The organism is Pseudoalteromonas atlantica, from assembly GCA_007988745.1.
GTDB lineage: Bacteria > Pseudomonadota > Gammaproteobacteria > Enterobacterales > Alteromonadaceae > Pseudoalteromonas > Pseudoalteromonas atlantica.
In genome coordinates, this window is sequence record BJUT01000002.1 from 86,871 (window position 1) to 108,894 (window position 22,024).

Sequence of the window (22,024 nt, forward strand, 5' to 3'; positions counted from 1 at the left end):
GGCATTTTTGTGACTTTTAATGAATACTTTTTATTATCTATATTAAAGCAATGGCTTTAGGTAATGCCCAGTATGCGAGCGTTCACATTCGGCTACTTCTTCAGGCGTGCCTGCAATGAGTATTTCACCGCCGCCAGCGCCCCCTTCAGGGCCTAAATCAACCACCCAGTCTGCGGTTTTAACCACATCTAAGTTATGCTCAATTACCACAATGGTATTACCATGATCGCGCAGGCGATGTAATACCACAAGTAGCTGTTCAATATCGGCAAAGTGAAGGCCGGTTGTTGGCTCATCAAGTATATACAGTGTTTTACCTGTATCGCGTTTAGAAAGCTCACGAGCCAGTTTTACACGTTGTGCTTCACCACCAGAGAGCGTGGTAGCAGCTTGCCCTAGGCGAATATACGATAAACCAACGTCCATTAGCGTTTTAAGTTTACGCGCTATTGCAGGTATTTTATCAAAGTAGTCGTGCGCGTCTTCAACGGTCATTTCGAGCACTTGGTGAATGTTTTTACCTTTGTATTGTACTTCTAAGGTTTCGCGGTTATAGCGCGCGCCCTTACATACATCGCATGGTACATATACATCAGGTAAAAAGTGCATTTCTACTTTAATTACACCATCCCCTTGGCAGGCTTCACAGCGCCCGCCTTTCACGTTAAAGCTAAAGCGACCTACTTTATAGCCGCGAGAGCGGGCTTCTTGTGTACCTGCAAATAACTCACGAATACCGGTAAAAATACCTGTGTAGGTTGCAGGGTTTGAGCGCGGTGTGCGACCAATTGGGCTTTGGTCAATATCAATCACTTTGTCAAAATGATCAAGGCCACTAATTGATTTGTAAGGCGCGGCTTCTGCTGTAGTCGCGCCGTTAAGCTCGGTATGCGCAAGCTTAAAGAGTGTATCGTTAATGAGCGTTGATTTACCTGAGCCCGATACCCCTGTAATACAGGTTAATAAGCCAAATGGAATTTTTAAGTCTACATTTTTTAGGTTATTACCTGTGGCACCAAATAGCTCAAGCCATTTGTCGCTGGTTGGGTTACGCTCTTGTGGCACTTCTATTTTGCGCACGCCTGATAAAAACTGGCCAGTTACCGAGTCTTTAGTGGCTAAAATATCGTCACGTGTACCTTGTGCAATAATGTGTCCGCCGTGCACTCCCGCGCCTGGGCCAATATCAATAATATGATCGGCTGCGCGAATCGCATCTTCATCATGCTCAACCACAATCACGGTGTTGCCTAAGTCGCGTAAATGCACCAATGTTTGTAATAAACGGTCGTTATCGCGCTGGTGTAAACCAATTGATGGTTCATCCAGTACGTACATTACGCCTACAAGGCCTGCACCTATTTGGCTGGCTAAACGAATACGCTGGGCTTCACCACCGGAGAGGGTATCGGCACTGCGCTCAAGCGATAAGTAATTAAGGCCTACATTAATTAAAAACGATAAGCGGTCGCGAATTTCTTTCAGGATTTTTTCAGCTATTTGGGCTTTTTGGCCTGTTAGTGATAGCCCTTCAAAAAAGTCCATCGCTTCGCCAATACTCATAGTTGTAATAGCAGGCAGGTTTGTTTGACCTATAAATACATGGCGTGCTTCTTGGCGTAAACGCGAGCCATGACAACTAGGACACGCTTGGCTAGTTTGATATTTAGCGAGCTCTTCACGCACCGAGTTTGACTCAGTTTCGCGATAGCGACGGTTCATGTTGTTTAACACGCCTTCAAACTCGTGGTTGCGTGTTATTAAATCGCCTCTGTCGTTACGGTAGTTAAAGGCTATTTTTGTTTGCCCTGAGCCTTCTAAAATAATTTTTTGCGATTCTTTAGCCAGCTTTTCAAATGGCACATCTAAATCAAAGTTATAGTGCTCGGCGACCGCCTGTAGCATTTGAAAATAATAAAAGCTGCGTTTATCCCATCCTTTAATAGCACCACCGGCAAGGCTGAGCTCTGGGTTATGTACCACACGGTTAGGATCAAAATATTGGCGTACGCCTAAACCATCACAGCTTTGACACGCACCGGCAGGGTTATTAAACGAAAATAAGCGCGGTTCTAATTCGGTCATTGCGTAGCCACAGGTAGGGCAGGCAAAATTTGCCGAGAACAGCATTTCTTCTATCGTGCTGTCGTCCATGTAGGCTACATTTGCCACACCGCCAGACATCTCTAGTGCGGTTTCGAACGACTCTGCTAAACGCTGCTGTTGGCCATCTTTTACTTTAAAGCGGTCAACTACGACTTCAATAGTGTGTTTTTTATGAAGCTCAAGTGTTGGCGGATCTGATAAGTCGCATACTTCGCCGTCTATACGAGCGCGAATGTAGCCTTGGCTTGCAAGTTGCTCAAGTAATTTAATGTGCTCACCTTTACGATCTTTAACCACTGGCGCTAAAAGCATCAGCTTAGTGCCCTCTGGCAGTGCTAAAACGGTATCAACCATTTGGCTAATTGTTTGAGCTGCAAGCGGTAAGTCGTGGGTTGGGCAGCGTGGTTCGCCCACGCGGGCAAACATTAAACGCAAGTAATCGTATATTTCGGTAATGGTACCCACTGTTGAGCGAGGATTGTGCGATGTAGATTTTTGCTCAATAGAAATGGCGGGAGAGAGGCCCTCAATATGATCAACGTCGGGCTTTTCCATTAACGATAAAAATTGCCTTGCGTAGGCAGAAAGTGACTCAACATAACGACGCTGTCCTTCTGCATATAAAGTATCAAATGCCAGTGATGACTTTCCCGAACCAGATAGGCCTGTGATAACAATTAATTTATCACGTGGGATGGTTAGGCTGATGTCTTTTAAATTGTGCGTACGGGCGCCTCGGACTTCAATGTTTTCCATGCTATCTCGTTTATTACCAAAATTATTTGTCCAGTATCGCATAATACGAAACATTATTAATCAATGATCAACGAAAAAATCCTTACTTATAGGCGATTAATTATTGCCAAGCTTGTGGTAGAATCCCAGCCTAAATTTTTCATATCGTAAGAATACGCAGATAATGACCGCATCTTCACTTAATTCACGAGAAAAGCGCGCCGCTGTATCGCTGGCGAGTGTGTTTGCATTTAGAATGCTCGGCTTGTTTATGCTGATGCCTGTATTGGCTATTTATGGCCAATCGCTTGATGGTTTTTCGCCTATGTGGATAGGATTTGCTATTGGCGCGTATGGCTTAACGCAAGCGGTACTGCAAATTCCTATGGGGCGTTTGTCAGATAAAATAGGCCGTAAAAAAGTCATTGTTGGTGGCTTAGTTGTGTTTGCGTTGGGCTCTGTTATTGCAGCCCTTGCTGAATCTATTCAAATGGTTACAGTGGGCCGTGCACTACAAGGTATGGGCGCTATAGCCAGTGCGCTGCTTGCTTTTGCCAGCGACCTAAGCCGCGACGAACAGCGCCCTAAAGTAATGGCCGTAATTGGTATGAGTATAGGCATGAGCTTTGCTTTTGCTATGTTACTTGGGCCTATTGTTGCCGCGTCGTGGGGTGTAGCGGGGGTATTTTGGTTAACAGCAATACTTGCCGTGTTCGGTATTGGTATTATTTTATTTTTAGTGCCAAACGCAGTAAACAAAGCGCCCAAAGGCGATACTTTGGCAAGCTTTAGTGATATTAAAAAGCTTATTAAGCATCCGCAATTATCGCGCTTAAATGCAGGCGTATTACTGCTACATTTAACGCTAACCACTATTTTTGTGGTACTACCCAGCCAACTAATAAAAGATGGCTTAGTGGCAAACCACCATTGGTATTTATATATTCCGGTATTGCTGTTAGCGTTTATTTTAATGGTCCCTATTATGATTATTGCCATTAAAAAAGAAAAAGAAAAACAAGCGTTTATTGGCTCAGTAGCACTGCTTTCTATTAGTATGTTTGCTATGTCTATTTGGGTGAATAGCGTGGTTGGCATTGCCATTTGTATGTTGCTTTATTTTGTGGCATTTAATTTTTTAGAAGCCACTATGCCTGCGCTTGTATCGCGTATTGCGCCCGCTAGCCAAAAAGGTTCTGCTATGGGTGGGTATTCGTCTAGCCAGTTTTTGGGGGCTTTTTTAGGTGGTATTTTAGGGGGTTATGTTGCCCAAACTACAAGTACGCAAGCTGTGTTTGCGGCAGCGGCACTTGTTGGGTTAATATGGCTTATTATTGCGTGGAAAATGCAAGTCCCACCGAAAAGTAAAGTTATTAGTTTAATGACCAATTTAAGTTCTGAAGAGCAAGCTCAAGCACTTGCTTCTCAGCTAGTTGCTTTACCTGGCGTAATAGAAGCAACAGTAGTACGCGACGAAAGCCGCAGCTATTTAAAGATTAATGATAAAGAATTTGACCTAGACCAAGCACGTAAAGTAGCTGGTTTAATCTAACGTTTATAGGAGAAGGTTCCATGGCACGCGGTGTGAACAAAGTAATTTTGGTTGGTAATTTAGGACAAGATCCTGAAGTTCGTTACATGCCTAATGGCAATGGTGTAGCAAATATTACCTTAGCAACGTCAGACAGCTATAAAGACAAAAACACTGGCCAAATGGTTGATAAAACTGAATGGCACCGTGTAGTATTTTTTGGCAAGCTAGCTGAAATTGTTGGTGAGTACTGCCGTAAAGGCTCGCAAATTTACGTTGAAGGTAAACTTCAAACACGTAAATGGACCGACCAACAAGGCCAAGAAAAATACACAACAGAAATCGTTGTTGATGGCTTTACGGGTCAAATGCAAATGCTAGGTGCTCGCGGTGGCGATCAGCAAGGTGGTGGTTATCAAGGTAATCAAGGCGGCCAACAAGGTGGCGGTTACCAAAATAATCAACAAGGCGGTGGCTATGGTCAAAACAACCAAGCCCAAAACAGCCAGCAAGGTGGTTATGCACCACAGCAACAAGCTGCACCAGCACAACGCCCAGCTGCAGCTCCTGCTCCACAGCAAAATAACCAATACCAACAATCAAACAACAGTGGCTTTGCTCCTGGGCAAAGTAATGCGCCACAGCAGCAAGGTGGTTTTGCACCTAAGCCGCAAAACGCCCCTCAGGGCGGTGCATCAAATCCTATGGAACCAACAATAGATTTTGATGACGACATTCCGTTTTGACCTAAGACAAAAAACAAAATGTTGAAAAAATTTTTAGAAAGCCGCTACTAAGCGGCTTTTTTGTAACTACACGTTTTAGCACAAAAGGCACAGTTTCTATCTACCATTTAACGCGTTAAAGTCACTCAAAACGCGCTATTAGCGCCTTTTTATAGGCTAAAAATTGAATGGCACATATAACTAAAAAGCAGCCTGAGTAAGTCACTAACTGAGCAATTGGTTCGGGGCGAACAAAATATTCATGTAACAGCGCCCCAATTAACGTACCCGCCAATAAAACATACGCAACATAGGTAAACAGTGCTTTTTGCTTTTCATTTTTAATAAACAAAAGAGCAAGCATCATTAAACCCACTACCAATTCCAGTGAACCCACGCTATACATATAAATTTTAGCGTTAACGGGCAGTACCTGCGCAAAGTAGCTAAAGGTTTTAACGCTTACTTGCGCAGCTAATAATTTTGGCAGGGCAAACTTAAACATAAAAAGCGCGCTGGCTAAATTTAAAAGATTACTAAATAAGTTTTTCATGAAAGCTTATGCCTTAATAAAGCAGCCGTAAGGTAATAAACGCCACGGCTGCAATTTAAATGGTTACACAACAGTGCCGCGAATAGGGTAGTTATTTTGCTCTTTAATAAACTTTAGGCCTCTTACAACCACGTCTAACTCAGGGCGTAAATACGGGGCATTAGAAATATTTACAGCTTGCAATATCCCTTGCTCATTTACGACAAAAATAGCGGGCTCTGCAAAGTTGTGGTCGGTTTCTTGCTCAGAGCGAGGTGAGGAAATATACAGCCCAAGTTGTTTCATTTGCTGCTGTGTTAAACCATAAGCTATAGGAAAGCTAACCGCGAGCGTGTCCATGCTTTGTGTTAGTTGTGCACAGCTATCTGCAGAAACAGCACAAACGCTCACCCCAAGTGCCTTTAATGCGGGTAATTGCGCTTCTAGTAAATTTAAGTAACGCATACAAAGCGGGCAATGCTTGCCTCTGTATACCACGAGCATTTGCCACTCGGCACCACCGTGCGGCTTACTTAGATCTGCGGTTGTACCATCGAGCAAGTGTGCAGTAACTGTTGGAAAAAAATTACCGGCTATTAATTTAAATGACTCTGACATAAAACCTCTTTTATACTGATTGTGAATAATTTTTTTTAACAAATAAGTACAGCGCAGTGACTGCACATAAGCTGATACAGCTAATAAAAATATTGCGAGTGCCTCCTGGGATATATTCAACAAACGATGTTAAAAATTGCCCAGAAAAAACAGCCATTGTGAAATAAGAGAGGTTACGACCGCGAACAGAGGCTGCGCTGCGCTCTACGGTCATATGGTTTAATAGTGGGATGCTAAAACCAAAGCCAATACCGCTAAACACAGCGCCTATTACCAATAACGCTGTACCCGTTTGTAAAAAGAAAGCAAATGATGCCCCATAGCCTATAAATGCCAGCGCAAGTACTTTTTGCTCGCCCATTTTTTTAGTTAACTGAGGCATAAAATGTGCCCCAACAACAGCCACTAACGAGATGAAAGAGAGTAAAAACCCTACTTGTTCTTCATTATAATTTTGCGCATGCATTGTGCTGGGTAGTAAAACAATTGCGCTAAAAAACGTGACCATTGCAAGCACAGCCAGCGAATACACATGCTTAAGAGATAAGCCTTTATTTGATATTACGTGCTCTTGTGTTGCTTGTGCCTCTTGTGCTTGAGGGTGATTACGCGGCACAAAAAGTAGCAACATGGCTAAAAATACCCAAGAAATAAGGTACAACGATAATGGTAAAGCCCAATGCTGCACAGCAAGTAGGCCACCTATAAATAGAAATATAACGCCACCTAGCTCTATTGCCATACCTTGCTTAGCAAGCATGCCTAGGCGCGCTTTACCAAAGTACCACTGTGATATTAAAACGGTACAACCGGCCATAACAATTGAGGTAACACCGCCAAGCAAAATACGGTTAGCAAAAACCAACAACGGCCCTTGCAACCAATACACGCTTGCACCTAAAAAGCCGTATAAAAATAAGCCAATAATTAATGAACGGTAAGCGCCATATTTATCAATTAATTTACCTGCAATAGGCGCAAATATAACAGCCCCTAAAGCCGGTAAGGTCACTAAAAATACCGCACTGTCAGCAACATTTAGGGCTGTTGATATACTGATTAAACCAGGTGCAACCAATGCACCCACCATGATTGTTAAGCAGGCTATACACAGCAAAGTGAAGCTTCCTGCGTTATTGAGTTTATTCATAAGTATTCTCTGTTTTTAAATGAGGCAACTAAGGGGGACTTACGCTTAGTTGCAAGGAGTTAATGGCGGTTATTTTTTTGCGAGAGAGTTAAAAGCAGCGCTGATGGTAATTAACACTACACTAAGGACGACTACGCCAGGCCACTGGTACAAAGCAAAGGCTTTCACACCAATAATTGAGCCAAAGGCGCCGCCTAAGTAGTAGCCAAGCATGTAAACACCATTAATACGGCTTTGTGCGCTTGGGTCTATGCTAAATACGCGGACTTGATTGGCTACTTGTGCGCTAAAAATAGCGAAGTCGATTAAAATAATACCGATAATTAGGGCTATTAGGTTTCCTAAAAAAACGCCTGTAATAGCAAAACCAATTGCGGCAAGTGTGAGTACTATCATGACTAATTTTTTAGAGCCCAGCGCATTGACCCACTTACCCGAAGACTTAGCCCCTATTACGCCAGCTAATGCAATGATGCCAAATAATCCGGCCTCTTGGGCACTGTAGTTAAAAGGTGCATCACTGACATAAATAGCTAAAGTAGCCCAAAGTACATTAAAAGCAGCAAACCAAAGCGCGCCAGTTAAAGTAAACACTTGTAGTGGTTTGTGCTGTTTAAATAACGCCACTGTACTTTTAAGTAGCGGCCAGTAACGTAAGCTAGTTTGTGGTTTATTTAGGGGTAAAAAGAGCCTAAGTAGTACACCAAATAGCGCAGCTAATATTGCTGACATAACAAATACGCCACGCCAACCAAAGTGCTCTCCTACAAAACCGCTTAACGTGCGTGAAAGTAAAATACCAATGGTTAGACCCATCATTAAGGTGCCCAATGTCGCCCCTTTATTTTCAGCAGATACAAGTGATGCCGCAAAAGGGATTAATTGCTGGGTAATGTTGGCACTTACCCCTATTAAAAATACCGACATTAATAACAGCGGTAAGTTAGGTGTAAATACGGCAAAGCTACATGCAATAACCAGTAAGCCCGATAAAATGCTTATTAAGCGACGACGCGCAATAGAATCCCCCAGCGGCGAAATAAACAATAGGGCAAAAGCGTAACCAAATTGAGTAAATGCGGGAATGCTACCAAGTTGTGAATCCGTTAAATTAAACTCGTTACCAATCAGGGGTAAAATTGGCTGGCTGTAATATAGGTTTGCAGCGGTTGCTGCAATGGCGGTTGTCATTAACAATAAAGTAAAGCGACTTAACGAGGCACTCTGCGTTACCTGGGACATTTTGCTCTCCAACATTAAAAGGTAGGCGAATGATAGAGAGAGATTATCGATATTAGAAATGTTTAAATTTGATGGAATCTATACAAATAACGTATAGTTGTTGCTATACCTCTCACACAGAGCAAATTCGAGTCGCACATGGATATAAAAATATTAAAAAGTTTTATTGCAGTGGCTAAGCACTTGAGCTTTTCAGAAGCGGCTCAAGAGCTACATACAGTTCAACCCGCTATAAGTCGCCATATTTCTTCGTTAGAAGAGCAGCTAGGTGTTAGCTTGTTTACCCGTAACTCTCGGGAGGTGTCGATCACGCAAGCCGGAGAGCAGTTAGTTAAAGATGCCACGGCAATTTTAGCGCTTACAGAGCGGGCTAAAAATAAGGTTAAACTGGCCGATAGCGGGCAGTTAGGCTCGCTGAGTATTGCGTATTTAAGCTCTGCGTGTTTAACATTTTTGGCCAAATTAATCCGAACGTATAAGTCGCAGTTTCCTAATGTTCACGTTACTTTGCTAGAAATGACCGCAACCGAGCAAATAGAGGCCCTTAAAAACGAACGGGTAGATGTCGCGTTTTCTCGGCCGTTACCAAGCACCATAGCCGATGAGTTTATAAGTGAAACTATGTACGTTGACCGCCTCGTAGCGGTGGTCAACAAAAACCATCCCTTTGCATCGGCGCAAACTATTGATTTGAAAACCCTTAAAAATGAGCCGTTTATTCTTTTTAATCGCGACGAAGCCTTAGGGTTGTTTGATGAAATTATTACTCGTTGCAAGCGCGCTGGCTTTTCACCTAACATTATTAGTCAGCCAAGGCATATGCAAACCTTAGTAACAGAGGTTGCCGCTGGTTTAGGGTTAGCTATAGCACCTTATTGTGTAAGTAAATTATATAGCGAGGGTTGCCATTTTATAGAGTTAGAAAAGGTCGACACACAAATTTATTTGCAGCTGCAATACAAGCAAAATAACAACAGCGCTACCACGCAAGCGTTTGTTGAAATGGCACTTAATGCCCAAGCAGAGATTCAGCTTAGCATGCGTAATTGAGTTGGCTTTATAAAAGCGCTTTTAGCTAACTTATGCGCTGCAATAATTAGCGAGGCGTAAATGCGAAAAAACGCAAATACACCTTTGTAATTTACATCTCATTTAATTGATTTGTAACTAATTAACATCTACTCTAGTGGTACTAATCACTTCAAGCAACTATGAGAAACATGAAAGCCATTATTTTATTTTTATTTCTTGTTTTTCAATTTGCCAGTTTGCCGGTAAGCGCTCAACCGGATTCTAAAATTACCAATGTCTTATTTATAAATTCTACAAACCAACATATGCCTTGGCATAAAAGTGTTGAAGAGGGCTTAAATAGCGAGCTATCCACACGGACTTTTGACTATGAGCTTTTTGTTGAAAACATTGATGTAGGGCGCTTTGATGAGGCCACTCAAACGCAATTAATGAGCGACTACCTCAAGCAAAAATATAAAAATAAGCACATCGATATAATTGTCACGCAATCCCCCTCAGCAGCCACGTTAATATCGCAATTGAATGATTTTTTTACTAGCACGCCAAAAATTTATTTAGAACCTGGCGAACAGTTTAGGCTACCGGCCAACACTAATAGTGCCTCAATGCAGGCTAAGTTAGACTACAAGCAAGCAACCGCCAGCGCGGTTAATTTAATGAAACCTAAAAAGCTCATAGTCATCTTAGATACTAAAAATGAAATAGGTAGAAACTTTTATACAGGGCTGTTTAATTTTATCAGCCAAGATTTTTCGTATTTAGAAGTTGAGCAATGGTTTGATCTTCCGGCTGCTGAACTGATGACAAAAGTAAAAAATGCGCCTTCAGACGCCATTATTTTATTTACCCCTATATTTAGAAATTACGAAAATAAGTCGATTAGCCCGTATCAGCTCGTCAGCTTACTCGCTCAGCACAGTAACGCCCCCATTTTTAGCTACTGGGAAGTTTTATTGGGCTCAGGTGTAGTGGGTGGTTATGTTTTATCAGGTGAGAAAATAGGTAAACGCGTGGGTGAAGCTATTATTTCTTACAGTGAAAATAACGTGTTACCTACTATAAGCGATGAAAATTTAAGTGTTCATAAATACGATTGGCGACAGCTAAAAAAATATAATGTTGCCCCGCAAAGCCTGCCAGAAAAATCGATTATTGCTTATTACAAGCCGAGTTACTTTGAACAAAATAAAGTGTTAATTTACAGCGCCGCCATTACTATTTTTGTATTGAGCGCTTTTTTAGTGTTTGTATTACGGTTAAACCGCCGCCGCATTCAGCTTGTAAACGCGCTTGATGAAGAAAAGCTACGACTTGAATCGCGTGTAGAGCAACGCACTAAAGAGCTATTACAAGCTAAAGAAGAAGCAGAGCAACTTACCTCGTCAAAATCTGAATTTTTAGCCAATATGAGTCACGAGATCAGAACCCCAATGAGTGGCATTATAGGGCTGACAAATATTTTATTGGGCAAAAACTTACCTGAAGAAGATAAACAGTATTTAGAAAAAATAAAGTACTCGTCAGATCAATTGCTTGTGGTTATTAATGACATTTTAGATTTTTCAAAAATCGAGTCAGGAAATATCAAACTCGAGGCCTTTGCATTTTCGTTAAACGCGGTTGTCGATTATATAACGACCACATTTGAAAATAGGGCGCGGAGTAAAGGTATTGCGTTTGAGATTAATATTAGCGATAACGTGAAACATAACTTAGTTGGCGATGTGGTGCGTATAAACCAAGTATTAATTAACTTGTGCTCTAACGCGATTAAGTTTACCTCTAATGGAGCTGTTTCGGTGCAAATAGACGCAGAAGAAGCCCCCCATGACACCAAAAGTACTGTTTTACGCTTTAGTGTTAAAGACACTGGCATTGGTATTGATGAAAAAAGCTTACCTAACTTGTTTGAGTCATTTACTCAGGCCGACAGCTCTACAACCCGAAAATACGGGGGAACAGGGTTAGGCTTAGCCATTAGTAAACGTTTATGCCAAGCAATGGGTGGCGATATTTCTGTAAGCAGTACGCAAGGTGAAGGCAGTGAGTTTATTGCTACCATAAACGTTGAGGTAAACACCCAAGCATTAATAGAAGACAGCCCGCAGTTATCATGTGCTGAACCATTTGATGTATTACTAATAGATGATAACGAAGATGATTTAAGCTTAATTAAAAGTCAGCTTAGTGCAATGGGGCTGCGTTGTACGCCTTGCACGCAAGCAAGTGATGCAATAGAGATAATTAAAGAAAATATAAACACTTATAAAATTATTATTGTTGATTGTGAAATGCCGACCATGAGCAGTGAAACGTTTTTTACCCGCATTTACAAAGTAAACCCACAGCTTTGCAACAATATTATTGTACTTACAGCAAGCAAAAACGACGCAATTTACGACATAGCTAAAAAAATAAACATTAAAACTATTTTGCATAAGCCTGTGCTTACCAGCGTGTTATTTGAAGCGATGAAAAGCAAAGTGGTTAGCCCTTCTACAAGCAATACCCATAAACCTGCCACCGAAAAGCCACTGCAAGGGGCAAAAATACTCGTTGTGGAAGATAACGCCATAAACAGATTAATTGTATCCGATATATTAGCCGCCAGTGGGGCGCAGGTGCACGTAGTAGAAAATGGTTTAGAATGCATACAAACCGTAAAATTAGAAACGTTTGATATTATTTTAATGGATATTCATATGCCCATTATGGACGGTGTAGAAGCGACTAAAGTAATACGCAGTGACAGCAATACTGCGCTTGCCTCTATGCCTATCATTGCGTTAACTGCAAACGTAATGAAAGATGATATTACTCACTACCTATCTATTGGTATGAATGCACATGTTGCTAAACCAATAAAAGCTAAAACATTACGCGATACAATAATTAGTTGCTTAAATAAATAAACTTATCAATTACCTACCTTTAATAGCAGGCTTTAACACCTGCAACGTTAAAAAACCAAACGTAAAATTTATATAAATAGGGTTTGACTCACACCTTTTAATATGTGAAATTTCATATATTCGTTTTTTCATATATGTTTAGTTCGCTATAGAACTACAAGGTTAAGGATTATGAGTAAATCAATTGAACACGAGCTACCTAATTTAGAACTTTCACAAAGCACTCCGCCTACCGTTAAGGATTTCACGCTAACGTTTTCATCTCATAAACCTAAAATCTTATTGTTATACGGATCGCTAAGAGCTCGCTCATATAGCAAGTTAGTTATAGAAGAAAGTGCACGCTTGCTAACCCACTTTGGCGCTGAGGTTAAAATATTTAACCCTGAAGGTTTACCCATAACAGATAGTGAAGATGAGACGCACCCTAAGGTGCAAGAGTTGCGTGATTTAATGCTCTGGTCTGAAGGGCAAGTATGGTGCTCGCCGGAGCGACACGGTGCTATGACGAGTGTGTTTAAAAACCAGATTGATTGGGTTCCATTAAACCTGGGTGGGGTAAGGCCTACACAAGGTAAAACGCTGGCTGTGCTGCAGGTTTGTGGTGGTTCGCAGTCATTTAATGTGGTTAATCAGTTACGCGTATTAGGGCGCTGGATGCGCATGGTAACAATACCTAATCAGTCATCGGTGCCTAAAGCGTTTTTAGAATTTGAAGAAAATGGCCGAATGAAGCCTTCCGCTTTTTACAATCGAATTGTGGATGTAATGGAAGAGCTCGTAAAATTTACCTTATTAATGCGCGACCAAAAAGATTACTTTGTTGATAGATACTCTGAGCGAGTAGAAACAGCAGAGCAGCTCAGTAAACGCGTAAATCAAAAAGACATTTAGGAGGTTACTGTGGGGTTATTTGAACGCTTTTTATCGGTGTGGGTTGCGCTGGCAATCGCGGTAGGGATTGTCGCCGGTTACACCGTACCCGATGTATTTAGTGTTGTTGCAAGCTTAGAATATGCACATGTAAATATTGTTATCGCTGTACTCATTTGGTTTATGATTTACCCAATGATGGTGCAAATTGACTTCTCTTCTATTAAAGATGTAGGCAAAAAGCCTAAAGGCTTAGTACTGACAGTCGTTATCAACTGGCTCATAAAGCCCTTTACCATGGCCTTACTAGGGTGGTTATTTTTTAAAGGCATTTTTGCAGACTTTGTTGATCCACAAACGGCAACAGAATACATAGCCGGTATGATTTTATTAGGAGTAGCACCATGTACTGCAATGGTGTTTGTGTGGAGTCAATTAACAAAAGGTGATGCTAATTACACGTTAGTGCAGGTATCTATCAACGATATTATTATGATATTTGCCTTTGCGCCCATCGCAGGTTTATTACTAGGGGTAACAGACATAACGGTACCGTGGGACACGTTATTACTCTCGGTGGTTTTGTATGTACTTATTCCATTAATAGCAGGCGCTATTACCCGCAAAAAGTTAGATAAAGGTGAAGATCACACACGGTTAAATCACTTTTTAAAGGTAATGAAACCGTATTCTATAATTGGCTTACTGGCAACGGTGGCACTTTTATTTGGTTTTCAGTCTCAAACATTAATAGATAATCCAGAAGCCATTGTATTGATTGCTATTCCGCTGCTTATTCAAACGTACGGTATTTTTGCAATAGCCTATATAGCCGCAAAAAAAATGGGCCTAGCTCATAATATTGCAGCTCCAGCTTGCATGATTGCAACTTCTAACTTTTTTGAACTCGCTGTTGCCGTAGCCATTTCATTATTTGGTTTACACTCTGGTGCTGCGCTTGCCACCGTTGTGGGCGTTCTTGTTGAAGTACCCGTTATGCTTAGCTTAGTTTATTTTGCTAATAAAACGCGTCATTGGTTTAACTAGGAGAGTGTCATGGTCGTTATTCATCATAACCCTGATTGTGGTACTTCGCGCAATGTATTGCAGATTATTAAAGCCGCTGGCTATAACCCCACGGTTATTGAATACCTTAAAGAGGGCTGGACAAAACCTCAATTGTTAGCGTTATTTGCCGCAGCAAACTTAACACCAAAAACAGCGTTGAGAGTGAGTAAATCGCCTGCTGAAGAACTCGGCTTGTTAAATGAAAATGTAACAGACGAAGTTATTTTAGAGGCCATGCTTGAGCACCCTATACTGGTTAATAGACCTATAGTGTGCACCGAAAAAGGGGTTAAGCTATGTCGCCCTAGTGAGCAAGTTTTAACGCTATTAGCGCAATGGCCTAAAGGCGAGCTATACAAAGAAGACGGCGAAATGATATTAAACGCGCAGGGCGAGCAACCCTAAAAGTAATAAACTATTTGCCAAAACCCCGTTTACACGGGGTTTTTTTGTTTAGCAAAATTATAAACATTTAAACTTGCTTTGCCTGCTTGTGCTAATGACTATTTTGAACAACACTTTAAATAGTCGCGTTGCCACAGAGAGCACTATGCATAAAGCCTTAATAAAAATTGCTGAGCAAAAAAAAATAATTTACTTAACCAGTTTCACGCTGGTGGTAATTATTTTTAATGTGCTTTTAAATGATACGCTCCATAAAAAAATTCATAAAAATGGTCAGCAGTTAACACAGCAAATTTTTGAGCTGCAAATTAATGCCAATGCCGATAAAGAAATAGTGCAGGCATTGGTGCAAAGTAAGGGCTTTATGCTGGCTGCACACTCAAATGCTGAACACTTCAAATACTTAGTTGATATACAGCACGATGTATTTAGCTATAAAACGCTCAGCATAAGTTTATACCACTGGCCTGCCTGGGTGGAGCAAGCCTACTTATTTTTATTATTAAATATCATTATATTAGGTGCCACTAGCTGGTGGGTTAGATGGTGGAAAGTATTAGTAAAAAAACCGGCAGCGAACATGCCATTGCCTTACAGCAAAACTAAAGCAGCAAAAAAACTTTCTACGCAAATCACCACATTAAACTGCGAAGTAAAGTCTATGTACGGTGTTAGTGCAGCGCGTCATAGCTTATTTGCCATAGTGAAATGTGATTGTGTGTTTGATGAAAATACCGATACCCAAGCAAGCTTTAAGGTATTGATAGCAAAATATTTTAAAGAGCTTCCTGCAGTATCAGTTAATGTATTTGATGCTAACAACCTTGCTATTACTTTAAATAATATCCCTGTAGCAAAGCTAGATACATACAGTGAAAGCCTACACGAATGCGTTTATCAAATTTGTAAGCGTTATCGAAGCACAGTAACACGTAAAAACATAAAGGTTGGTTTGTGCGATTATCGATATGCGGCTGAGCAACCCGTTATTTTTAAACTCGCTAAATCGGCCTTAGTATTTTCAGAAAAAAGCTTAATTCAACACTGGCATAGGCTCGCGTTACAGCACGAGCAAGGGAACTTAATTTCAAGTAAGCAGGTTATTGAAAATATTAAAAAGAATAAATTTATCTTATTCTTTCAACCGTTATTTATGATCACCAGCGGCGATATTGTACAACATGAAGTGCTAATAAGAATTAGGCAGCAACCGCACGGTTTATTAGCTGCGCGTTACTTTATTAATCAAGACTTTAACAATCACCAAGCATTTGAGTTAGATAAAGCGGTGCTACTTCAAGTTAAAAAGCTTATTTTAGCTGAGCCCAGTGCTCTAACGGTAAGCGTTAATTTGCATATAAGTAATTGGTTTAACGAGCAGTTTTGGAACTGGTTTGTCACCAATATGAAAGATTTTACGACAAAGCGAAAGTTACAGTTTGAAATTAGCGAAGCAGACTTTATTAAGTACCAAGCGCAACTAGCAGGTGCCTTTGAAAAACTTACAGCCCTACAAAGTTTGCTGGTGATTGATAATGTACAGAATGTGGAGCACATTAACCAAATTGCTTCTCAAAAATTAGTTAGCGGTATAAAACTAGGGTATCCGCTTGTTCATAATGTGGATGAAAAAACACAACAGCAAAAACAAGTTAAAAACATTGTGGCGCAAAGCAAATTGCTCAATATACCTGTGTACGCGGTGGGTGTAGAAACCCAAAAAGAGCTACTTATGTTGGCTAAACTAGGCGTAGTTGCCGCACAAGGTTTTTACTTTTCTGAGCCCTTGCAGGAATACACACATGCCACGTTTTACTAAGGGCAGTTAATCCTTTTAAGCTAAGTACAGCCAAAAGGGCCACTCTAGCAGCGGTTGTAGAGCTCACTAGGTTACACATTGCACCGTGGTTAAACTGGCCTTAAGTAAGCATGTTTTAATGCCCAGAGGTTAATAGCCCTAGATCAGGCCACGGTATTTTAGCCCATTGAGCCCCTGTAAACCGCCTGTATGAATCGCCATTATATGACTACCAGCAGCAAAGTAATCTTGCTCGATAAGTTGCCATAGTGCATACATCATTTTACCGCTGTATATAGGCTCAAGAGGTAAGTTATGTTGCTGCTGCATGCGTTGGCAAAACTGCCATAAGTCATTACTAAATTTGCCATAACCGCCATCATGAAACTCAGTAAGTAGCTGCCAATTGGATTGCTGAGCTGCTTTTTTACTGAGTGCTGTAATTTCTTTGTTCAAGTACTCGGCTTGTTTTAATACCGCAATTCCTAACAGCTGTGTGGCCTCATAGCTACCTTCAATTAAGCCTGCAAGTGTTCCTCCACTTCCTGTGGGACATACTAAGTAATCATGCTTTGGTAAGCTTTTAGCAAGCTCAGCACACCCAGGCAGGGCGTATGTATTACTTCCACCTTCAGGGATTATATAGGCGTGCATAAAGCGTGCTTGCAACTGGGCTAAATAATCAGGGTCATGGCGCTGCTTATATTCAATACGAGTAACCGCATGTAAATCCATTGCACACTGTTTAGCAAATTGCAGGGTGGGGTTTTGGGTATCTAAGTGTGGCCCTCTAATTATGGCGTGGGTTTTTATATTAAATAGTTTACCCGCCCCTGCACAGGCGTGAACATGATTAGAAAAAGCCCCCCCCAAAGGTGAGTAGTTGTGTTTTATTAAGGGCTTGCATTTGCTGTAAATTATATTTTAGCTTACGCCATTTATTACCACTTATTAGCGGGTGAAGTAAGTCATCTCTTTTTATACTTAACCGTATGTTTCTCTTTTTTAGACAGTCGCTATCTATTTGTTGTATTGGACTTTCTTTTTCAATATTAAATAAGTTAAGCATTATTTCTCGCGTTTAAACTTGCAAACTAACAATCTTGTACGACACTTAATTAATCTCTTATTAACAATAGTAGCTATATGAAAAAAAAGCTGTTTTCGTTGTTATCTTGGTTAAATCGCAGTTTAGACTCAAGCACAGCGATTGGTATTGCTACTTATGCAGATACAGTAAACGCGGTGTGTTTAAAAAAAAACAAGGGCAGTGGTACGTACATAACTCACACAGTGTGAATGTAGAGGACCAAACGGATTATACAGTCGCTATTGCAACTTGCACAAATGAAGTTTGCGCTGAGGTGTGCCCTGTAAATTTAGTGGTTCCTCATTATTTTTATCAAATAGTGCAAATGGATAAACCCATGCTGAGTGACGAAGAGATCATTCAATCCCTACCATGGACAACAAAAGACTTAGTTGATATTCCACCAGAGAACATTGTTGCCGACTTTATCGATTACCCCATTATTCAGCCTATGCAAAGCAGTAAAATGAATGTGTTTATTACTAATAAACTACAGTTACTGCCTTTTATTGATAGCTTTTCAAAAATAAAGCCTGTGCTCAGAGCAATGACCTCGGAAGAAATGATTTTAGTGACCTTGTTTGGCGAAGATAAAAGCGCGCACATGCTTATAGTGCAACATGCAGGGCATGAGCCGCGTATTTTAATTATTCGTGATGGTCAGCTTTTATTAGCTAGGCGTTTAAACGGGTTTTTAGGCATTTCAGATAAAGAGCGTACACACGGTTTGGTTGAAGCCTTAGGGCTTGAGATCCAACGCTCAATGGATTTTTTTGAAAGCCAACTAAAACAGCCTCCTATCAGAAGCATTCAGCTGCATTGCGATGATTTATCGTCTTTAACATTAAGGGCTGGCCTTGCAGAATTTTTGCAAGTAAAGGTTGTTGATTTTAAACCTAATATAGATTTAGCACAGGATCTCGAACCAAGCTTTTATTACGCATTAGGCGCAGCGTATCAATTAACTGATCCGGATTCAGTGTTATGAAAACACGGATTAATTTTTACCAAAAAGCCATTAGGGTTAGGCGCGACCCCGTGCCCTTTAAAGGAATGCTGTTGCTGTGGCTAGGTACATTGTTAGTGGTTGCATTAACTTGGTTGTTTTATTTATACGAAGAGCACAGTAGCCAGCAATTACTTACGCAAAGCCAAGCTTATCTAAAGCAAACGCAGCAGCAATTAAACGTGGTAAAGCAGCGATTAGCTGATAAACAAAATAAATCGCATTTGATAGATGAGCTAAAAGTACTGCAACAAGAAATTTTGCATAAACAGCAGGTGTTTGATTATTTAGAAAACACATCCATGCACACGAAAACGGATTATGCCGATGTAATGCGCGATTTGGCAGCGTACCACGAGCCGCAAATTTGGCTTGATCAGATAAAATTTGAAGGCCAAAAAGTAATACTCAAAGGGCGTACTCAGCAAGCTAAATTTTTACCTATTTGGCTTGCTAATCTCAAGCATTCGAGCTTTTTCAAAGGGAAGGAGTTTTCAGTGCTGGAGCTGTCGAGCAGTGATGGCGTGAGCGAGTTTAATGTGGCTACAGAACTTAGTTCAAGTGAGGTAACACAATGAATGAGCAAAATGAAAATAAAGGCTGGCCATTATTTGTTAAATACCAAGCACAATTTGCGGCATTACAGCAGCGGGAAAAGTATTCTGTACTGTTTGTTGGCTTATTTCTTATTGTTTATTTAGGTTTATGGTTTGTGGTGTTTCCACAGCAAGATGCAGTAAATAGTTTACGCGTGGAACAAAATACATTGTGGCAAAAACTCAACCAAAATGAAGCACAGCTCTCTATGCTTACCCAGGCATTAGAGCATGACTACACAAAAGTACTTAGAAATCAGGTAGGGCAAACCCAGCGCGAGCTAGAAGATATAAATAATAAGTTAAGCACGTTTAGCCAAGGCTTTATTTCAGCAAACAAAGTACCTGCTGTATTAAAGGATTTATTAGTAAATACCCCCGATGTGCAAGTGGTTGGCTTTAGAGTAAACCCAGCAAAAGCAATTGATGTAGAAAAACTCGGTGAGCACGATACGCAAACCTTGTTTTTCGAACACCAAATGGTGGTTACTTTGCAGGGGCGTTATTTTAGCTTACAGCAGTATTTAGAAGGCCTTAAAGCTAGCCAACAAAAGTTGTTAATACAGCAGTTTAACTATCAGGTGCAAACATACCCTAATGCAGAGTTAACATTACAAATAGCAACGGTGAGTGCCAATGAAAAATTTATCGCTTTATAGTTTGTGTGTATGTTGCGTGTGTTTTTTCTCTGTTAGTTCAGCTGAAATACTGCGCGATCCTACTCAGCCAAGCAATGCACCAATACTAAAAGGCGCTGCAGTTAGCAATACAGCGCTGTCGTTACAGTCAATTATTAAAACCGAAAAGCAATACAAAGCGATTATTTCTAAGCAGGTGTATAAGCCAGGAGATGTAATAGGTGAATTTCGGGTGCTAACAATAAACGCCAATTCAGTGTTGTTAGCGAATGATGATAAGCAAATAAAATTAGAATTATACGACTATGAAATTAAAAAATAATATAACAAAGCCATGGCTTGCGCTTATTTTAATACCGCCTTTTTTAACGGCGTGCCATAGTTTTAAGCCCGGAAAAGAGATTCAGCCACACATAGCACAAGAGCTTGCTCCTGTAAGCAATAATGCTAAAAGTGTTGCCCCGGTAGAGGTGAGTAGCGCGCTTACACAAAGCTTACTTTCATCACTTAATAGCGAGCAAAGTTTAACAAATGAGTTAGCTGTAAAGCGTTTTGATGTTGCCGCAAAAGAGGTAGAAATAAGCTCATTTTTTAATGGATTAACTGCTGATACTCCATACAGCGTGGCAGTACACCCAAAGGTGAGCGGAGTTATTTCTTTAAATTTAAAAAACGTAACGTTTGAAGAAGTTATAGCTGTTATTAAACGCATGTACCCGTTAGATATTGTCCAAGAAGGTCGTATTGTGCAGGTGTTACCAGCGGTCATGCGCACAGAAACTATACCGGTTAATTATTTAATGATGCAGCGCCATGGGCAATCAACGGTAAGTGTTGTTGCTGGTGGAGTGAGCCAGTTTTCACAAAACAACTCAAGTTCAAATTCAAGCTCAAACAGTAGTAATAATTCGAGCCAAAATAATCAGTTTGGCAGCGATAATCAAAATACCGAGCTAAATGGCTCTCGCATCCAAACAATTAACCAAAACGACTTTTGGAAGGAGCTTGAGCTTGCTCTTAAATCACTTATTGGTTCAAACGATGGCCGTTATGTAGTTGCCAGCCCACAGGCAAGCTTGGTTACGGTTAATGCATTACCCAGTGAAATAAACCAGTTAAAAGACTTTTTACGTCAAAGCCAAGAAAACCTTCAGCGACAAGTTATTCTTGAGGCTAAAATTGTCGAAATAACTTTAAAAGATGAATACCAACAAGGGGTTAACTGGGAGCGAATTTCTAGAGGGTTAGAAGGAGGGGTGTCGTTTGCAACAACAGCAGGCAGCATAGGTAATTCTATTTCAGCTACTTTAGGAGGGGTCTCCTCGTTAACGATTGAAAAAGGCGACTTTAGCGGCGTAATTAGCTTGCTTGAAACGCAGGGCGACCTGCAAATGCTTTCTAACCCGCGTGTAACTGCAACAAACAATCAAAAAGCCGTGATTAAAGTGGGGCAAGATGAGTACTTTGTTACTAACGTTTCGAGCACAACAGTAACGGGCACCTCAACGACTACGTCACCAGAAATAGATCTAACTCCGTTTTTTTCGGGAATTGCCTTAGATGTCACACCACAAATTGATAAATATGGCTCAGTTATTTTACACGTTCACCCATCGGTAACTGAAACAGAAGAGCAGCTCAAGGTGATTACATTAGATGATCAGCGTTTTGAGTTGCCGCTTGCACAAAGCAATATTCGTGAATCTGATACGGTGATCCGCGCTCAAAGTGGTGAAATAGTCGTAATTGGTGGGTTAATGCAAACCACCACAGAAGATGAAGAATCGAAAACACCTATTTTGGGCGATGTGCCAATATTAGGTAATTTATTTAAAAGTATTAGTAAGCGCCAAGAGAAAAAAGAGCTCGTTATTTTAATCAAGCCAACGGTGGTGATGCCCGACACGTGGAAAAAGCAACAAGCTCACAGCCGCGCGCTGTTAAATACATGGTATGAGAACTAA

18 protein-coding genes and 1 pseudogene are annotated in these 22,024 nt (G+C 40.8%); 13 read left to right on the top strand and 6 right to left on the bottom strand.

Annotated features, from left to right (window positions below; translation table 11 throughout):
- Positions 1–42 precede the first annotated feature (42 nt).
- Positions 43–2,862: an excinuclease ABC subunit UvrA gene (gene uvrA / locus PAT01_RS02470; RefSeq protein WP_154944639.1), complete on the bottom strand. Its 2,820-nt coding sequence runs from the start codon at positions 2,860–2,862 to the stop codon at positions 43–45.
- 163 nt (positions 2,863–3,025) lie between these two features.
- Between uvrA and PAT01_RS02475 the strand changes: the two genes are divergently transcribed.
- Positions 3,026–4,393 carry an MFS transporter gene (locus PAT01_RS02475; RefSeq protein WP_024032520.1) on the top strand — a complete coding sequence of 456 codons (1,368 nt, stop codon included), beginning with the start codon at positions 3,026–3,028 and terminating at the stop codon, positions 4,391–4,393.
- Between the two features lie 20 nt (positions 4,394–4,413).
- Positions 4,414–5,118, top strand: coding sequence for a single-stranded DNA-binding protein (ssb, locus tag PAT01_RS02480; RefSeq protein ID WP_024032519.1), 705 nt, complete (start codon positions 4,414–4,416; stop codon positions 5,116–5,118).
- 121 nt (positions 5,119–5,239) lie between these two features.
- Here the strand turns inward: ssb and PAT01_RS02485 are convergent, their stop codons facing one another.
- From PAT01_RS02485 to PAT01_RS02500, 4 genes are all read right to left on the bottom strand, one after another.
- Positions 5,240–5,650: a hypothetical protein gene (locus tag PAT01_RS02485; RefSeq protein ID WP_154944641.1), complete on the bottom strand. Its 411-nt coding sequence runs from the start codon at positions 5,648–5,650 to the stop codon at positions 5,240–5,242.
- 63 nt (positions 5,651–5,713) lie between these two features.
- Entirely contained in the window at positions 5,714–6,247 is a 534-nt protein-coding gene (locus tag PAT01_RS02490) for a redoxin domain-containing protein (protein WP_154944643.1), read from the bottom strand.
- A 10-nt stretch (positions 6,248–6,257) separates the two neighbouring features.
- Positions 6,258–7,397, bottom strand: coding sequence for an MFS transporter (locus tag PAT01_RS02495; protein ID WP_154944645.1), 1,140 nt, complete (start codon positions 7,395–7,397; stop codon positions 6,258–6,260).
- A gap of 69 nt (positions 7,398–7,466) precedes the next feature.
- Positions 7,467–8,639 carry an MFS transporter gene (locus PAT01_RS02500; RefSeq protein ID WP_154944647.1) on the bottom strand — a complete coding sequence of 391 codons (1,173 nt, stop codon included), beginning with the start codon at positions 8,637–8,639 and terminating at the stop codon, positions 7,467–7,469.
- A gap of 138 nt (positions 8,640–8,777) precedes the next feature.
- Here PAT01_RS02500 and PAT01_RS02505 point away from each other — a divergent pair, with 138 nt between their 5' ends.
- From PAT01_RS02505 to PAT01_RS02530, 6 genes are all read left to right on the top strand, one after another.
- A complete protein-coding gene (locus PAT01_RS02505; protein ID WP_154944648.1) occupies positions 8,778–9,689 on the top strand; it encodes a LysR family transcriptional regulator in 912 nt (303 codons plus the stop codon).
- A 170-nt stretch (positions 9,690–9,859) separates the two neighbouring features.
- A complete protein-coding gene (locus PAT01_RS02510; RefSeq protein ID WP_154944650.1) occupies positions 9,860–12,586 on the top strand; it encodes a response regulator in 2,727 nt (908 codons plus the stop codon).
- A 171-nt stretch (positions 12,587–12,757) separates the two neighbouring features.
- Positions 12,758–13,480, top strand: coding sequence for an arsenical resistance protein ArsH (arsH, locus tag PAT01_RS02515; RefSeq protein ID WP_024032512.1), 723 nt, complete (start codon positions 12,758–12,760; stop codon positions 13,478–13,480).
- Between the two features lie 9 nt (positions 13,481–13,489).
- Positions 13,490–14,506 carry an ACR3 family arsenite efflux transporter gene (gene arsB / locus PAT01_RS02520; RefSeq protein WP_029773089.1) on the top strand — a complete coding sequence of 339 codons (1,017 nt, stop codon included), beginning with the start codon at positions 13,490–13,492 and terminating at the stop codon, positions 14,504–14,506.
- Positions 14,507–14,515: 9 nt separating this feature from the next.
- Positions 14,516–14,932 carry an arsenate reductase (glutaredoxin) gene (gene arsC, locus PAT01_RS02525; RefSeq protein ID WP_154944653.1) on the top strand — a complete coding sequence of 139 codons (417 nt, stop codon included), beginning with the start codon at positions 14,516–14,518 and terminating at the stop codon, positions 14,930–14,932.
- 145 nt (positions 14,933–15,077) lie between these two features.
- Positions 15,078–16,751: an EAL domain-containing protein gene (locus PAT01_RS02530; RefSeq protein WP_154944655.1), complete on the top strand. Its 1,674-nt coding sequence runs from the start codon at positions 15,078–15,080 to the stop codon at positions 16,749–16,751.
- Positions 16,752–16,889: 138 nt separating this feature from the next.
- On the opposite strand, the pseudogene PAT01_RS02535 reads toward PAT01_RS02530, so the two are convergent.
- Positions 16,890–17,799, bottom strand: a pseudogene (locus tag PAT01_RS02535) (1-aminocyclopropane-1-carboxylate deaminase/D-cysteine desulfhydrase).
- 178 nt (positions 17,800–17,977) lie between these two features.
- Here PAT01_RS02535 and PAT01_RS02540 point away from each other — a divergent pair.
- The 5 genes from PAT01_RS02540 to mshL are packed head-to-tail and all read left to right on the top strand — an operon-like array spanning position 17,978 to position 22,024.
- A complete protein-coding gene (locus PAT01_RS02540; protein ID WP_318299728.1) occupies positions 17,978–18,808 on the top strand; it encodes an MSHA biogenesis protein MshI in 831 nt (276 codons plus the stop codon).
- Positions 18,805–19,404, top strand: coding sequence for a PilN domain-containing protein (locus PAT01_RS02545; RefSeq protein WP_154944657.1), 600 nt, complete (start codon positions 18,805–18,807; stop codon positions 19,402–19,404). Before PAT01_RS02540 ends, PAT01_RS02545 begins: the two co-directional genes overlap by 4 nt.
- On the top strand, positions 19,401–20,081 hold the full coding sequence (locus PAT01_RS02550) for a hypothetical protein (RefSeq protein ID WP_024032505.1): 681 nt from the start codon (positions 19,401–19,403) through the stop codon (positions 20,079–20,081). The genes PAT01_RS02545 and PAT01_RS02550 overlap by 4 nt, the downstream gene beginning before the upstream one ends.
- The gene (locus tag PAT01_RS02555; protein WP_064386227.1) at positions 20,059–20,382 is read left to right on the top strand and encodes a hypothetical protein; all 324 of its coding nucleotides are present in this window, start codon (positions 20,059–20,061) and stop codon (positions 20,380–20,382) included. The genes PAT01_RS02550 and PAT01_RS02555 overlap by 23 nt, the downstream gene beginning before the upstream one ends.
- Entirely contained in the window at positions 20,366–22,024 is a 1,659-nt protein-coding gene (gene mshL / locus PAT01_RS02560) for a pilus (MSHA type) biogenesis protein MshL (RefSeq protein WP_024032503.1), read from the top strand. The genes PAT01_RS02555 and mshL overlap by 17 nt, the downstream gene beginning before the upstream one ends.

Bases quoted from the DNA above. Each gene is read 5' to 3' on its own strand.
- PAT01_RS02485 (WP_154944641.1), bottom strand. From the start codon at position 5,650: ATGAAAAACTTATTTAGTAATCTTTTAAATTTAGCCAGCGCGCTTTTT.
- PAT01_RS02530 (WP_154944655.1), top strand. From the start codon at position 15,078: ATGCATAAAGCCTTAATAAAAATTGCTGAGCAAAAAAAAATAATTTAC.
- PAT01_RS02550 (WP_024032505.1), top strand. From the start codon at position 19,401: ATGAATGAGCAAAATGAAAATAAAGGCTGGCCATTATTTGTTAAATAC.
- PAT01_RS02545 (WP_154944657.1), top strand. From the start codon at position 18,805: ATGAAAACACGGATTAATTTTTACCAAAAAGCCATTAGGGTTAGGCGC.
- arsC (WP_154944653.1), top strand. From the start codon at position 14,516: ATGGTCGTTATTCATCATAACCCTGATTGTGGTACTTCGCGCAATGTA.
- PAT01_RS02490 (WP_154944643.1), bottom strand. From the start codon at position 6,247: ATGTCAGAGTCATTTAAATTAATAGCCGGTAATTTTTTTCCAACAGTT.
- PAT01_RS02500 (WP_154944647.1), bottom strand. From the start codon at position 8,639: ATGTCCCAGGTAACGCAGAGTGCCTCGTTAAGTCGCTTTACTTTATTG.
- PAT01_RS02555 (WP_064386227.1), top strand. From the start codon at position 20,059: ATGAAAAATTTATCGCTTTATAGTTTGTGTGTATGTTGCGTGTGTTTT.
- arsH (WP_024032512.1), top strand. From the start codon at position 12,758: ATGAGTAAATCAATTGAACACGAGCTACCTAATTTAGAACTTTCACAA.
- ssb (WP_024032519.1), top strand. From the start codon at position 4,414: ATGGCACGCGGTGTGAACAAAGTAATTTTGGTTGGTAATTTAGGACAA.
- PAT01_RS02475 (WP_024032520.1), top strand. From the start codon at position 3,026: ATGACCGCATCTTCACTTAATTCACGAGAAAAGCGCGCCGCTGTATCG.
- uvrA (WP_154944639.1), bottom strand. From the start codon at position 2,862: ATGGAAAACATTGAAGTCCGAGGCGCCCGTACGCACAATTTAAAAGAC.
- mshL (WP_024032503.1), top strand. From the start codon at position 20,366: ATGAAATTAAAAAATAATATAACAAAGCCATGGCTTGCGCTTATTTTA.
- PAT01_RS02510 (WP_154944650.1), top strand. From the start codon at position 9,860: ATGAAAGCCATTATTTTATTTTTATTTCTTGTTTTTCAATTTGCCAGT.
- PAT01_RS02505 (WP_154944648.1), top strand. From the start codon at position 8,778: ATGGATATAAAAATATTAAAAAGTTTTATTGCAGTGGCTAAGCACTTG.
- PAT01_RS02495 (WP_154944645.1), bottom strand. From the start codon at position 7,397: ATGAATAAACTCAATAACGCAGGAAGCTTCACTTTGCTGTGTATAGCC.